The sequence below is a fragment of the Pseudarthrobacter sp. WHRI 8279 genome (assembly GCF_040224115.2).
GTDB lineage: Bacteria > Actinomycetota > Actinomycetes > Actinomycetales > Micrococcaceae > Arthrobacter.
Window position 1 is genome coordinate 2,122,502 of the sequence record NZ_CP168162.1, and the last position, 12,612, is coordinate 2,135,113.

The window sequence follows — 12,612 nt, forward strand, 5'->3', positions numbered from 1 at the left end:
GTACTCAGCCTTTGACGGCACCCTGCGTGACGCCGGCCATGACCCACCGCTGGGTAAAGAGATAAGCCACGATAGCCGGAGCCATGGCCATCAGATAAGACGCAAAGGACACGTGGTAGTTGTTGCTGAACTGGGTCTGGAACAGGTTCTGCCGCACTGGAAGGGTTTGCAGTGCCGGGTCGGAGATGATCAGCGAAGGCATCATGAAGTCATTCCAGGCGTAGAGGAAGGCAAAAATGCCGACCGTGGCGCTCATCGGCGCCAGCAGGGGAAAGATCAGTTTCCAGAACGTCTGCCAGGTGGTGGCGCCGTCAATACGTGCGCTCTCTTCAAGCTCCATGGGGATCGACCGCAGGAACGCCGTAAACAGCAGCACGCTGAAGCTCAACTGGAACATGGTGGCGAGCAGGATCACGCCCAGCGGGTTGTCCAGGCCCAGGCGGCCGGTCATCTGGATTTGCGGCAGCGCTACGACCGGGAAAGGAATGAACATTGCCGCGAGCAGGTAGTAGAAGGAGTACCGGAACAACCTGCGTTCCCAGTTGCGCACAATCGCATACGAGGCAAATGCGGCCAGCACGATCGTCGCTACAACGGTCCCTGCCGTGACCAGCAACGACATTGCGGCGCCGACGGGAAAGTTCGTCAGCGTCCACGCCTGGACGAAGCCGTCGATGCTGAAGGGGGCAGGGAATGAGAACGCGTTGCCGTCCACAGCCTGCCCTTGGGTTTTGAAGGCCATGGACACGGTCACGTAGAGCGGAAGCAGGACCGTGACAGCGCAGAGGACCAGGATGGTGGTGCCCGGCCAGTTCACCCGCTCGACCTTCAGGCCCGGGCGTCGCCGTCCGTTCCCGGCGGGGGTTGATTCGGTGTGGTGGAGTTCCTCGGCGGTGAGGGTTGATGGAGTGGTCATTAGAGTGTGTTCCGTCCGCGAGTCAGCGACAGCTGCAGGAGAGAGATGAGGACAGCGACGACAAAGAAGATCGTCGCGTTGGCCATCTGGTAGGCATAATCGCCACCGTTGAAGCCGGCGATGACGGTCATCGCAATGCTTCTTGTTGAGGTTCCCGGGCCACCGTTCGTGAGTCCAACGATGATGTCGTAAGCGTTGAGGAAGCCCTTGAATCCGAGAATGATGTTGATCACCACGTACCCGGCCACAAGCGGAGCGGTGATCTTCAGGAGCTGCTGGAACTTGCTCGCGCCATCGATCTCCGCAGCCTCGTACACGTCCCCCGGGATCGAGACGAGGCCGGCGATGTAGATCAGCAGCGCCCCGGGCACTGCCTGCCAGGCGGTAACCACCACGATGGCAATCCACGCAAGGTCAGGATTTGCCAGGAGGCTCGTTTCCAGCCAGGAGATGCCTGCCGCCGCACCCGTGGCGGGCAGCGAGTTGGAAAACAGGAAGTTGAAAACATAGGCGATGATGATGCCGGAGACCACCATGGGGATGACGAAGATGGTCCGCAGCGCTGTCTTCATGCGGATCTGCGAAGTGAGCCCCACCGCCAGGAGGAAGGCGATGACGTTCACCACCAGCACGGTGACTATGGAGAAGCCGAAGGTGAACAGGTAGCTCTGCAGAATGGCCGGATCGCTGAAAATTGCTATGTAGTTCGTCAGGCCGGCGAACTCCCAGTCGCCGATTCCGATGGAGTCCGTGAAGCTGAAGAAGATGCCAACAATGCCGGGGACCGTGATCGCCAGGGTAAAGAGAACGAGGCTGGGCAAGAGGAAAAGGTAGAAGATCGGTTCGACCCGCCGCCTGCGGCGGCTTTCGGGGCGGGCCTGCCCCCGTCTGGTTGCTGTGGTGGTGGACATGTGTCTGGCTCCCTTGTTCTGCGCTACTGGCGGTACGCCAGCCGCGCCCAGTCTGCGTCGAGTGTGCGGAAGGTGGCTGCAGGATCTGCGCCCAACACGAGCGCCTGGGTGTAATTCATGATCGGGATGGTGCGCGGCACCAGCACCGACGGACCTTGGTACACATCGCCGTTTTCGTAGTACTCCACCATGCCCTCGATTCGCGGGTCCGGAGCCGCGGCGGCATCGATGGTGGGCGTGAAGCCCAGCTGCGACTTGTTGTACTCTTCAATGATTTCCGGCCGGTAGAGATACTCGAGGAAGTCGCGCGCAGCGTCCTTGTGCTTGGATTCCTCCGGAATCCACGCCGCGAGATCGACATTGACCCGCACGCTCAGGTCATCGGGGTTCTCCGTCACCGGCAGCGGAAAGGTTCCCAGCTGAAGATTGGGAGCGGTCTTCGCGATCTCGCTGAATGCCCACGGGCCCTGCAGGTACATGGCCGCCTTGCCCTGGGAAAAAGCGAGGTTGCCGTCGCCATAGCCCCTGCTCGCGGCGTCTTTGTTGACATAGCTGCCCGCCAGCTTCAGCATCTTTTCGACGGGCTGTTCAAAGTCCTTTTGAAACGACACCGTCGAGTCCGGTCCCACATCCGTGCCCGCCTCGGCAAGTTTGCCAAAGAAGTCGATGGTGTCCACCTGGCCGCCCACGGAGTAGTCAAACCATCCCTGGGCAACCGTCCAGTCGTCCTTCCAAGTGGCATAGAACGGCGTCACACCGGCGGCCTTGAGGGCCTCACACGCTGCGAGCAGCTCGCTCCAGGTCTTGGGCACCTCGATACCGTGGGCGGCGAAGATCTCTTTGTTGTAGATCACCGAGGACGCCATCACTGAGTACGGCAGGGCGCTGGTCCGGCCTGGATAAGAGCCGTACTGATCCATCAGCGGCTGCAGGTCCTTCCGGATGCGGGTGGCAGCCTGCGTTCCGGACAGGTCGCTCAACGCACCGCGCTGCACAAACCTTGCCGTTTCCATGTTGTAGTTCGCCAGGGCGATGTCCGGCGGATTGCCCCGCACAAAACTCGCTGAGACGACGTCGACGCCGGAGGTATCCAGGACGACCTCCGTGCTGTCCTGCGAGGCGTTGTAATCGGCCACCAGTTTCGTCATGAAGCCGATGGCCTCCCGCTTGCTGAACGTGAAGCGGATCGTCTCCTTGCCGGAGTCTCCCGTGCAGCCTGAGAGGAGGCCCGCAAGCAAGGCCAGGCATAGCCCCAGCACTGCTGTGCGTGGTGTGCGAGTCAGTTTCAAAGACACCCTCGTCCTTTCGTGGTGCGGCAGAACGCCGCATGATCACGGCGGGGACGGCTGATGCGTCACCGCGAGTTGATATAAGAGGTAAATTTAGCTCCTATCGTTAGTATGGCGGGCGGACCGCGCAGAGGTCAAGGACTGCGCAACATGTTTCCTCGGCTATATTTATGACCTAAATTTAGAAGCACCTGCGGATACATCCTGTGGCAGGCCGAATTGGGAGCGCGCGATGATGACTGATACTGCACCGTCAACACAGTTGGTGCGGCGGGTCAACGCCAGTGCGATGCTCAAGGCAATGCGCGGGGCCGGCATCATGACGGGCACGGACCTCATGGCGGCCACCGGGCTCTCCCGGGCCACGGTCATCTCGATTTGCGATGAGCTTGTCCGGCTCGGATGGCTCCAGGAACTGGAAAACCAACGGGGCGCCGAGGGATATGTCAAAGGCAGGCCGGCGCGCAGGTTCGTTTTTGACGACCGAGCGGCCAGCGTTCTCGGCATCGACATCGGGGCCAACAAAATCACGACCATCGTCGCCGACATGGCGGGCAAGGCCCTCTCCAGGGTGACCACGCCTTTCCGCGCCTACAACGTGCCCGCTGATGAGCGCGCCGACGTGCTGGACCGCATCGCCTCGGAGGCCCTGGAGAAGGCGGCGGTGTCCGCGGACTCCGTGCTGGCTGTATCCGTGGGGGTCGCCGCACCGGTAAGCCGCGACGGCGAAGTCCTCACCGTCCAGGAATTCTGGAAGTCTTTTGATGTCCGCCGGCTGGTGTCCGAGCGGCACGGCTGGCACGTGCTGCTGGAGAACGATGCCAATCTGGCCGCGCTGGCTGAACGCTGGCGGGGCATGGCCCAGGGCGTCGACAACCTCGTCGTTATGCTTGCCGGGGACCGTCTTGGCGCCGGCATCCTGGAATCCGGCCGCCTGCTGCACGGGCAGCTTGGCGGCTTCGGCGAGCTGGGCTACCTGGGCAATGTCGAAGGGGTTGGCGACACCCTCGGCATCGCGCACTACGTGGCACTGTGGGGCCAGGAAGCGCTCGCCGCCGGCGCCAAAACGCAGCTGGACAAGCTCTGCGGCGGCGCAGCGGAACGCCTCACGGCCGAAATGGTGTTTGCCGCGGCCGGGGACGGTGACGAGGTCTCCCAGGACGTCCTCAGCCGGGTGGCACACCGCATGGCCCGTGTGATCGGTTCCGTGAGCACGCTGGTAAACCCTGAACTCGTCGTCCTCGCGGGAGCCGTCGCAGCCTCTGCGCGCACCCTCATCCCCGCCATCGAAGAGCAGCTGCCGAACTTTACCTTCACTCCGCCGCGTGTGGAGGCCTCCTCCCTTGGCGACGGCATCGTTTCCATCGGGGCCATCCGCCTGGCCCTGGATTACGTCGAAGAGCACGCACTGGACCTGTATCCCGCTTCGTTCCCGAAACCCGCCCAGCCCGTTACCTAGAAGAACCTCACGTTACGCGGGCGGCTGCAGGGCGGCGGCGATAGGCAGGCTGCCGTCGCAGAACTCGATGGTCCTGCCCGCGGTCTCCGGCATTTCCAGGACGGCCACGGCCACGCTTGCGGTGTTGCTGCGGGAGGTTTCGCGGCTGCCCTCCGGGGAGGGGTCGACGTCGATCAGGCCGCTCCCCGGCTTGTCCGTCAAGGCTCCGGGGCCCAGGATGGTCCACGCGAGGCCTGTGGTGCGCAGATAGTCGTCGGCGGCGGCCTTCGCTTCGGCATACGCAAAGAAGCTGTTGCTTTCCGGCACGCCATGGTTCCTGCCGGCTCCCAGGTAGGAGACCATCACGTAGCGCCCCACGCCGGCCTCCGCTGCGGCATCCATTGACCTGATGGCAGCATCGCGGTCCACCGCGTAGGTCCGCTCCGGGTCCCCGCCGCCTGCGCCTGCGGACCAGACCAGGGCGTCGTGTCCCTTCAGCGCAGCGGCGATCTCCGCCGTCGTCGCATTCTCCACATCGAGGACCGACGGCGTTGCGCCGGTTTCCGCAACGTCGCCGGCATGGTCCGGGTTGCGGATGAACGAGGTGACGCCGTGTCCCTCGTCCGTGAGGAGGCTGGACAGGTGCAGGGCCACTTTTCCGTGGCCGCCAATGATTGCGATTCGGGTCATGGCCCTATTCTGCTCCCCCGGCCCGCCGATGCCACGCCACCGGCGCGTCGGCGGCTGCCCGTCCTAGCCGGCAATGCGGTAGCGCAGGTACATGACACCGTTTCCGAACCGGCGCTCCTCCACGAGTTCGAGCCGGAGGTTCAGGCCGTCCGGCAGAAAACGCAGGCCGCCTCCCACGGCCACCGGGTTGAGGAAGATTCGGCATTCGTCCACCAGCCCGGCCCGGAGCGCGGCGGCCGCCAGGGTGGCGCCGCCGATACCAATGCTGCCGCTCGTGTCCGCTTTCAATTCCCTGACGGCCGCTGGATCGAAGGAGCGCCGGACTGTTGTCCGTGGAGCAGGCGGGAGCTGCAGGGTTTCCGAGAAAACAATCTTGTCCGCCGCCCGCCAGATCCGGCCGTAATCCTGGATCACGGGCGGATCGTCCGGCCCTCCGAGCGTTTCCCACACGGACATGACGCCGTACATGCGCCGCCCCAGAAGGTAGGTCCCGGCGTCGCGCTCCAGGTCGTTGACGAAGGCGTGCACTTCCTCATCGGGCGCACTCCAGTCGAAGTTCCCGTTGCTGTCCGCAAGGTAGCCGTCCAGGGAGGTGATGCCGGTGTAGATGAGGTCAGCCATGCGCCCATTCTGCCTCCCCGGCCGGGTTTTTAGGAGGGAAACAGCAGGAACGCCATGGGCGTCACGAGGACCAACGTAAGGACCACGCGCTGGAACCAGATGACCACCAGCTTCCAGACCGGAATGGGGATGTCGGTGGCCATGATGCAGGGCACCAGCGCGGAGAAGAAGATGATCCCGGATACGGACACAACAGCCACAACGAACTTGACCACCGGGGCTGCCTCCGCTGCAAGGAGCGCGGGAAGGAACATCTCCGCAACACCAACGGCGCTGGCTTTGGCCACCAGCATGGGTTCGGGCAGCTGCAGCGCCCAGGTGAAGGGGTAGAAGAGGAAGCCGAGCCAGTCGAACACGGGAGTGTAAGTGGCAAGGACCAGTCCCAGCAGGCCGATGGAAAGGATGGACGGGAGAATGGCCATGGCCATCAGGACGCCGTCCCGGACGTTGGTCCACACGTTCACTGCCAGCGAGGGCGCTGCTTCCACAGTCTGCCGGGCCTCACGCCAGGCGACGGCGAGCCTGCGGCCGGTAACGTCCTCCTCCGGCTGTGGCACGGCCTCGGGGTGGTACTCGTCCGGGATGCTGTTCAAGGGCCAGATCCGGACGGTGATGGCGGTGACAACGAACGTGACCAGGAAGGTGATCCAGAAGTAGGCGGTCCACTGGCCCATCAGGTCCAGGGTTTTGGCCACGATCACCATGAACGTGGCGGAAACGGTCGAAAACCCGGTGGCAATGATGGCCGACTCGCGGGCGGTGTATTTGCCTTCCTTGTAGACGCGGTTGGTGATGAGCAGGCCAAGGGAGTAGCTGCCCACGAAGGAGGCGACGGCGTCGATCGCGGACCGGCCGGGAGTTCGCCAGATGGGGCGCATGACGCGCTGGACCATGACTCCGATGAATTCCAGCAGGCCGTAGCTGACCAGGAGCGCCAGGAAAACCGCGCCAATGGGGACAAGCAGCCCCACGGGAATGACGAGCTTTTCGAACAGGAACGGCCCCATGCCCGGTTCAAACAGCCATGCGGGACCTACCTTGAAAACCATCATGAAGCCCACCACCATCCCCACGACTTTCAGCAGGGAGAAGACCACCTCAACCGCGGACCTTTTCCAGGTGCCCGCAACGAAGGGGTACCCGGCACCGGCAATAATCACGGCGAGAGCATAGAAGGGCAGGACCGGACCGATGTTCGCCTGGAGGAACGAGACGATGTGGTCCAGCATGATGGTGTTTTTGCCCGCTATCGTTACCGGCACGAAGAACATGAATGCACCGATGCCGCTGTAAACAAACAACTTCCACATGTGGCGCGACGCTGTGCGCGGGGCTTGCGAGGTGATGGCCAAGGTCTGTCTCCTGACTGCGGCCGGTCCGTGCGGGCCGGCGTTTTGTGAACAGATCCATCGCACCGTGAATCACGGGCAGGAACAATGGACTGCACGCCACAGCAGTCTCGGATAGGAGACTCAGGGTGGATGCTGCCTGGGGGCGCCATCCTGTAATCGAGCGCGCCGGCTTGCCTGGACCCAGGAAGTTAAAGCTAAAGACCCCCGGAATCACAGGGATTTCGGGGGTCTTACTTGGTAGCGGTGGGGAGGCTCGATCTCCCGACCTCACGATTATGAGTCGTGCGCTCTAACCAACTGAGCTACACCGCCACGAATGAGAAAAACCTGCGTCAAGCCGGTCAAAACCGCCTTGACACAGGCCCTCATCCAGAGCCCCCCACCGGAATCGATCCGGTGACCTCGTTCTTACCAAGAACGCGCTCTACCACTGAGCTAGGGGGGCAACGAGTAAATACTCTACCGGAAGATTTACCCACCAACAAATCGGCGTCCAGGCAGGCGTGGAGGGGCTGGAACAGCCTCCGACAAGTGCTCTACCCGCCCGAAAAGGCCGGAAACTCAAGGGAAATCCAACCCCTTTAGCCCTTTCAGGCGGACCGGGCCAGGGCCTTCTCCGAAGGACCCGCGCCAAGGATGTGTCGATCCCCACACTCCCCGTCGAGTTTTTGTCCAGATATGCAGGCTTCGAGGCAGGCAATGTCAAGTGGTGGGAGCAACGCGGGGTGGTTAGGCCGCTTGCAGCAGCTGGTTTAGCCGGTTGGCTGGGGTATCGAGGTTGAGGGTCGGTCGGGGGCGGCGGTTGAGCTTTGCCGCGATGCGGTTGAGGTCCTCAGGGGTATGGGCCGAGAGGTCGGAGCCTTTTTCGAACCAGAACCGCAGGAGCCGGTTGGTGTTTTCATTGGTGCCGCGCTGCCAGGGCGAGTGCGGGTCGCAGAAATAGAGCGTGGTTTCCAGCGCGGTCTGGATCTTCGCGTAGCCGGCGAGTTCTGTGCCGCGGTCCCAGGTGATCGAGCGGCGCAGGTGCTCCGGGAGGTTCGCCATTTCCCGGATCATCGCGGCGGCGACGGTTTCGGCGGTATGGTCCCCGGGCAGGTGCAGCAGGATCGTGAACCGGGTTGAGCGCTCCACGAGAGTGCCGATCGCGGTCCCGTCAGAACCGATGATCAAGTCACCTTCCCAGTGCCCGGGGACCGCCCGGTCCTGGACCTCGGCGGGGCGTTCGCTGATCTTGAACGCCTCCTTGTAGGGGCTGCTCTTGAGCCGGTCGGCGGTGTGGGGGATGCGTTGTTTACGTTTCAGGCTGAGGTTTTCGGCCAGGTCTTTCCGCAGGCTTCCGCGGGTTTGGACATACAGGGCCTGGTAGATCGTCTCGTGGCTCACCTGCATAGTCTGGTCACCGGCAAAGTAAAACGCCAGCATCGACGAGATCAGCTTCGGACTCCACCCATCGTCCATCCACACCGCGATCAGCCGGCACAAATCCTCGTCCTCGATGAGCTTGAAGGGCTTGGGCCGGCGGCGTGCCTGATGGGCTCTGGTGTGCGCGACTTTAGCGTTGTACCTGCCCTCGGCGTCACAGTTGCGGTTGACCTCCCGCCAGATGACGGACTTGTCCCGTCCGATGGCCGCACCGATCTTCGCGTAGCTCATCCCGGCTTGCCGGCCCATCTGGATCATCCCCCTCTCGGCTTCGCTTAGTGCCCGCCCGCAGGAGACCTCCACGGACGGGGCAGGATCTGCCAGGCCGCCATGGGCCGAGATGCTCAGCGTCATCTGACCAGACTCGGCCCACCACTTCTTCCCGGTCCCGCGCGAGGCTCCGACACGCCGTGCAGCCTCACTGACGGACGCGCCGGAGCACACCAAATCAAGAAAATCATCACGAACATGGACAGGAAACAACTTCGGCATCAAACGCTCCATCAATCAGAACGTTGCAACCACCATATGAATCTGCCGCACCTGAAGTCTGCATATCTAGACAAAAACTCACAGGACGGAGCAGGCAGGGGGGGGCGGGCCGGAGGTTCCAGAGACTCCCCCGCCGCCGGCCGCCGTCGGACGTTCACTGAAAGCACGCCTTAAACGCCGGTGGGCCGGCTCGAAAGCCGGCCCACCAGGGGAACGTGTCAGCTAGCTGACGGGTTTACCACTTGCCCTTGCGGTTGAAGTCCCGCTGGCCGCCCTCGTTGCCGTGGCGGGGCTTGCGGGAGCCGTCTCCGTGGCCGCCGAAGCGGGAGTCGCTGGCCTGGCCGCGGTTGGCACCGCTGTCGGCGCTGAAGGAACGCTCGCTGTAGGAGCGGCCGCCGCGGTCAGCGGAGGAGCGCTCGCCGTCGTTCTTGCGGAATTCCTTCTTGAACCCGCCGTTGCCCTTGAAGTTGCCTCCCCGGTCACCGCCGCGGTTGCCCTGGTAGGAGCCGCGGTCGCCGGACGGCTTGCGGCCGTTGTCCAGCTCGAGGTGGATCAGCTCGCCGCCGATCCGGGTGCGGGACAGGGCGCGCAGCTGCTCGGGGCTCAGGTCCGCCGGGAGCTCCACCAGGGAGTGGTCCGAACGGATGTCGATGCCGCCGATCTGGGCCGAGGAAATACCGCCCTCGTTGGCAATGGCACCCACGATGGAACCCGGCATGACGCGCTGGCGGCGTCCGACTGCGATCCGGTAGGTAGCGTTGCCCTCGGTGAGCGCACGGGTGGGGCCACGGGAGCCGAAGCCGTCCTTGGAGCGCTCGCGCTTCTGGAACTCGGGAGCTGCAGGCAGTTCCTTCACCAGCAGCGGCTGCCCGCCCTGCGCCATCACGGCAAGGGCTGCGGCGATCTCCGCCGCCGGCACGTTGTGCTCTTCCTCGTAGGAGGCGATCAGGTCGCGGAACGGGGCAACGTCCTCGGAGGCCAGGGTCTCGGTGATCTTCTCGGCGAACTTGCCCAGGCGCAGCGTGTTTACGGTCTCGGCCGTGGGCAGGTGCATCTGCTCCACCGGCTGGCGGGTGGCCTTCTCGATGGAACGCAGCAGGTACTTCTCGCGCGGCGTCATGAACAGGATGGCGTCGCCCGAGCGGCCTGCACGGCCGGTGCGGCCGATGCGGTGCACGTAGGACTCGGTGTCGTGCGGGATGTCGTAGTTGATGACGTGGCTGATGCGCTCCACGTCAAGGCCACGGGCCGCGACGTCGGTGGCCACGAGGATGTCGATGCGGCCTTCCTTCAGCGCGTCCACAGTGCGCTCACGCTGCTGCTGCGGGATGTCACCGTTGATGGCGGCGGCCTGGAAGCCGCGGGACTTCAGCTTGTCAGCCAGGTCCTCGGTGGCCATCTTGGTGCGCACGAAGGCAATGACGCCGTCGAACTCTTCAACCTCGAGGATGCGGGTCATGGCATCGAGCTTGTGCGGGCCCATGACCTGCAGGTACCGCTGGCGGGTGTTGGCGCCGGTGGTGGTCTTGGACTTGACGGAGATCTCGGCCGGGTTGTTCAGGTACTGCTTGGACATGCGGCGGATCTGGCTCGGCATGGTGGCGGAGAAAAGCGCGACCTGGCGGTCCGACGGGGTCTGCTGGAAGATCTGCTCCACGTCTTCGGCGAAGCCCATGCGCAGCATCTCGTCGGCCTCGTCCAGCACCAGGTACTGGAGCTCGGACAGGTCCAGGGAACCCTTGGAGATGTGGTCGATCACGCGGCCGGGGGTACCGACGACAACCTGGGCTCCGCGGCGCAGGCCGGCGAGCTGGGGGCCGTAAGCGGAGCCGCCGTAGACGGGCAGGACCGTGAAGTCGTCGATGTGCTTGGCGTACGAGGTGAAGGCCTCGGCAACCTGGAGTGCCAGCTCGCGGGTGGGAGCCAGAACCAGGGCCTGGGTCTTGCGGGAGGGGCCATTGAGGTCGTGGAGCTCGGCCAGGCGGGACAATGCCGGTACTGCGAATGCTGCAGTCTTACCGGTGCCGGTCTGGGCGAGGCCCACGACGTCGCGGCCTTCGAGCAGCAGCGGGATGGTTGCTGCCTGGATGGGGGAAGGCTTTTCATAGCCGACATCCTGCAGGGCGGCGAGGACGCGGCCGTCGATGCCGAGATCGGCGAACTTGATGCCTTCTTCTTCGTCTTCCTCAGCCTTGGCGGCGGGAGCGGCAGGCGCTTCCTCAGCCGTGGTGGCGGGCGCTTCGTCGGCCTTGGCTTCAGGAGCTTCGGCGGGTGCCGGTGCGGCCTCGGCTGCGGGGGCAGCGGGCTCGGTGAACTCGATGCTGGCAGTTGCTGCTTCAGCGTTGGCGTCGTTGTGATTTTCGGGCATAGGGAAGTATTCCTCATCCATAGGGGGCCAGGCGGCACTACCCGAGGTGAGCGGAGCCGCAGTACGTGTGCCGTGGGTGCCGGGCAAACATTGACCGGCCGGTCACAGAAGTCCGGCGCTTTCGCAATCCCGTGGCAGGACTTCCCGCTGCATCTCTTGGCTGCTATCCCAGCAGTCTGTACAGCGTTTTCTTTAGCCGGCTCTCCCTATGAAAATGCCCGCATCGCTTGTGCGGGCCCCAACACTTGCCAGTCCTGCCTCAAAAATTGGGCAGGAATAAGGGATTTCCGGAGTGGGGGATGTTTCAAGTGTAAGGTACGCACCTGCCGCAGCGGAAATTGAACGTACGACGACGGCGGTGAGCTTGCGCACACCACTCCCCTTCCAGCCGCTTCAGCCTGCAGCTACCGGCCCAGTTGCCGTTCCAGCGCCTCGAACTTCTGCTTGAACTCGGGCTGCTGCAGGCGGATCTCGCCGTCGGCGTCCGCGTCCCGCAACGCCTCCATCGACTCCCGGTCCGGTTCGCTGAACCACCTGCCCACGGTAACGCCGTGCGTCGGAACGTAGATCCGGTGGATATGGTCCCCGGCCTGGACGCTGCCGGTTTTGATGACGCGCAGGTACGTGCCCACGCGGCCCTCCGCCGTGAACCTCTTGACGAAGTGCGGCTCCTGCATCCGGCGCTGGAAGGTGGCGCAGGGCGTTCGCGGCGAGGTGACTTCGACTTCCAGGTTGAGGCCGATCTTCCACCGTTCGCCAATCACCGCTTCCGTGGCGTCGATGCCGGCCACCCGCAGGTTCTCGCCAAAGATTCCCGGCGGCAGGTCCCGCTGCAGCTCGCCGGCCCAGTACTCCGCGTCCTCCTGCGAATAGGCATACAGGGCCTGGTCCGGACCGCCGTGGTGTACCCGGTTCGCCTGGATGTCGCCCTGGAGTCCCAGGCGGTGAACCTTGACGGGGCCCTCTGCCGGCCGTTTGTCGATGGCCGTCACGCCCACGTTGGACGCATCCGGCAGGAGCTGGTGGACGCGGCAGACGGCAACAACGGAGGCGGTTTCCATGGCACCAGTGTAGGGGCCCCGATCCCCCGCAGGCGGCGGTTCCAGGCATGGG

The 12,612-nt window shown here is 64.0% G+C and carries 10 protein-coding genes and 2 tRNA genes; 1 reads left to right on the top strand and 11 read right to left on the bottom strand.

Annotated elements, in window-relative coordinates:
- Nucleotides 1-4 precede the first annotated feature (4 nt).
- The 3 genes from ABRP28_RS09710 to ABRP28_RS09720 are packed head-to-tail and all read right to left on the bottom strand — an operon-like array spanning nucleotide 5 to nucleotide 3,122.
- Nucleotides 5-916 carry a carbohydrate ABC transporter permease gene (locus ABRP28_RS09710; protein WP_350006099.1) on the bottom strand — a complete coding sequence of 304 codons (912 nt, stop codon included), beginning with the start codon at nucleotides 914-916 and terminating at the stop codon, nucleotides 5-7.
- Entirely contained in the window at nucleotides 916-1,827 is a 912-nt protein-coding gene (locus ABRP28_RS09715) for a sugar ABC transporter permease (protein WP_350006097.1), read from the bottom strand. The genes ABRP28_RS09710 and ABRP28_RS09715 overlap by 1 nt, the downstream gene beginning before the upstream one ends.
- Before the next feature lie 23 nt (nucleotides 1,828-1,850).
- A complete protein-coding gene (locus tag ABRP28_RS09720) occupies nucleotides 1,851-3,122 on the bottom strand; it encodes an extracellular solute-binding protein (RefSeq protein ID WP_350006095.1) in 1,272 nt (423 codons plus the stop codon).
- A 226-nt stretch (nucleotides 3,123-3,348) separates the two neighbouring features.
- Here ABRP28_RS09720 and ABRP28_RS09725 point away from each other — a divergent pair, with 226 nt between their 5' ends.
- Nucleotides 3,349-4,575, top strand: a complete 1,227-nt coding sequence (locus ABRP28_RS09725; protein WP_350006093.1) for an ROK family protein — start codon at nucleotides 3,349-3,351, stop codon at nucleotides 4,573-4,575.
- Nucleotides 4,576-4,587: 12 nt separating this feature from the next.
- Here ABRP28_RS09725 and ABRP28_RS09730 read toward each other — a convergent pair whose 3' ends face one another.
- The 8 genes from ABRP28_RS09730 to ABRP28_RS09765 all read right to left on the bottom strand — a co-directional run bounded on the left by ABRP28_RS09730 (nucleotide 4,588) and on the right by ABRP28_RS09765 (nucleotide 12,560).
- Nucleotides 4,588-5,244, bottom strand: a complete 657-nt coding sequence (locus ABRP28_RS09730) for an SDR family oxidoreductase (protein WP_350006091.1) — start codon at nucleotides 5,242-5,244, stop codon at nucleotides 4,588-4,590.
- Nucleotides 5,245-5,307: 63 nt separating this feature from the next.
- Nucleotides 5,308-5,865 (bottom strand): dihydrofolate reductase family protein, encoded by a 558-nt coding sequence (locus ABRP28_RS09735; RefSeq protein WP_350006089.1) that lies wholly within the window; start codon nucleotides 5,863-5,865, stop codon nucleotides 5,308-5,310.
- A gap of 29 nt (nucleotides 5,866-5,894) precedes the next feature.
- A complete protein-coding gene (locus ABRP28_RS09740; RefSeq protein ID WP_374152964.1) occupies nucleotides 5,895-7,217 on the bottom strand; it encodes a YjiH family protein in 1,323 nt (440 codons plus the stop codon).
- 235 nt (nucleotides 7,218-7,452) lie between these two features.
- Nucleotides 7,453-7,529 (bottom strand) — tRNA-Met (locus ABRP28_RS09745).
- A 61-nt stretch (nucleotides 7,530-7,590) separates the two neighbouring features.
- Nucleotides 7,591-7,662: transfer RNA gene (locus tag ABRP28_RS09750), tRNA-Thr, on the bottom strand.
- A gap of 284 nt (nucleotides 7,663-7,946) precedes the next feature.
- Complete coding sequence (locus ABRP28_RS09755) at nucleotides 7,947-9,131, bottom strand: IS30 family transposase (protein WP_374152828.1); 1,185 nt, start codon at nucleotides 9,129-9,131, stop codon at nucleotides 7,947-7,949.
- A 235-nt stretch (nucleotides 9,132-9,366) separates the two neighbouring features.
- On the bottom strand, nucleotides 9,367-11,499 hold the full coding sequence (locus ABRP28_RS09760) for a DEAD/DEAH box helicase (RefSeq protein ID WP_350005935.1): 2,133 nt from the start codon (nucleotides 11,497-11,499) through the stop codon (nucleotides 9,367-9,369).
- A 404-nt stretch (nucleotides 11,500-11,903) separates the two neighbouring features.
- The gene (locus ABRP28_RS09765; RefSeq protein WP_350005933.1) at nucleotides 11,904-12,560 is read right to left on the bottom strand and encodes an MOSC domain-containing protein; all 657 of its coding nucleotides are present in this window, start codon (nucleotides 12,558-12,560) and stop codon (nucleotides 11,904-11,906) included.
- Nucleotides 12,561-12,612: the final 52 nt, after the last annotated feature.

Bases quoted from the DNA above. Each gene is read 5' to 3' on its own strand.
- ABRP28_RS09730 (WP_350006091.1), bottom strand. From the start codon at position 5,244: ATGACCCGAATCGCAATCATTGGCGGCCACGGAAAAGTGGCCCTGCAC.
- ABRP28_RS09755 (WP_374152828.1), bottom strand. From the start codon at position 9,131: ATGCCGAAGTTGTTTCCTGTCCATGTTCGTGATGATTTTCTTGATTTG.
- ABRP28_RS09765 (WP_350005933.1), bottom strand. From the start codon at position 12,560: ATGGAAACCGCCTCCGTTGTTGCCGTCTGCCGCGTCCACCAGCTCCTG.
- ABRP28_RS09725 (WP_350006093.1), top strand. From the start codon at position 3,349: ATGATGACTGATACTGCACCGTCAACACAGTTGGTGCGGCGGGTCAAC.
- ABRP28_RS09735 (WP_350006089.1), bottom strand. From the start codon at position 5,865: ATGGCTGACCTCATCTACACCGGCATCACCTCCCTGGACGGCTACCTT.
- ABRP28_RS09715 (WP_350006097.1), bottom strand. From the start codon at position 1,827: ATGTCCACCACCACAGCAACCAGACGGGGGCAGGCCCGCCCCGAAAGC.
- ABRP28_RS09710 (WP_350006099.1), bottom strand. From the start codon at position 916: ATGACCACTCCATCAACCCTCACCGCCGAGGAACTCCACCACACCGAA.
- ABRP28_RS09760 (WP_350005935.1), bottom strand. From the start codon at position 11,499: ATGCCCGAAAATCACAACGACGCCAACGCTGAAGCAGCAACTGCCAGC.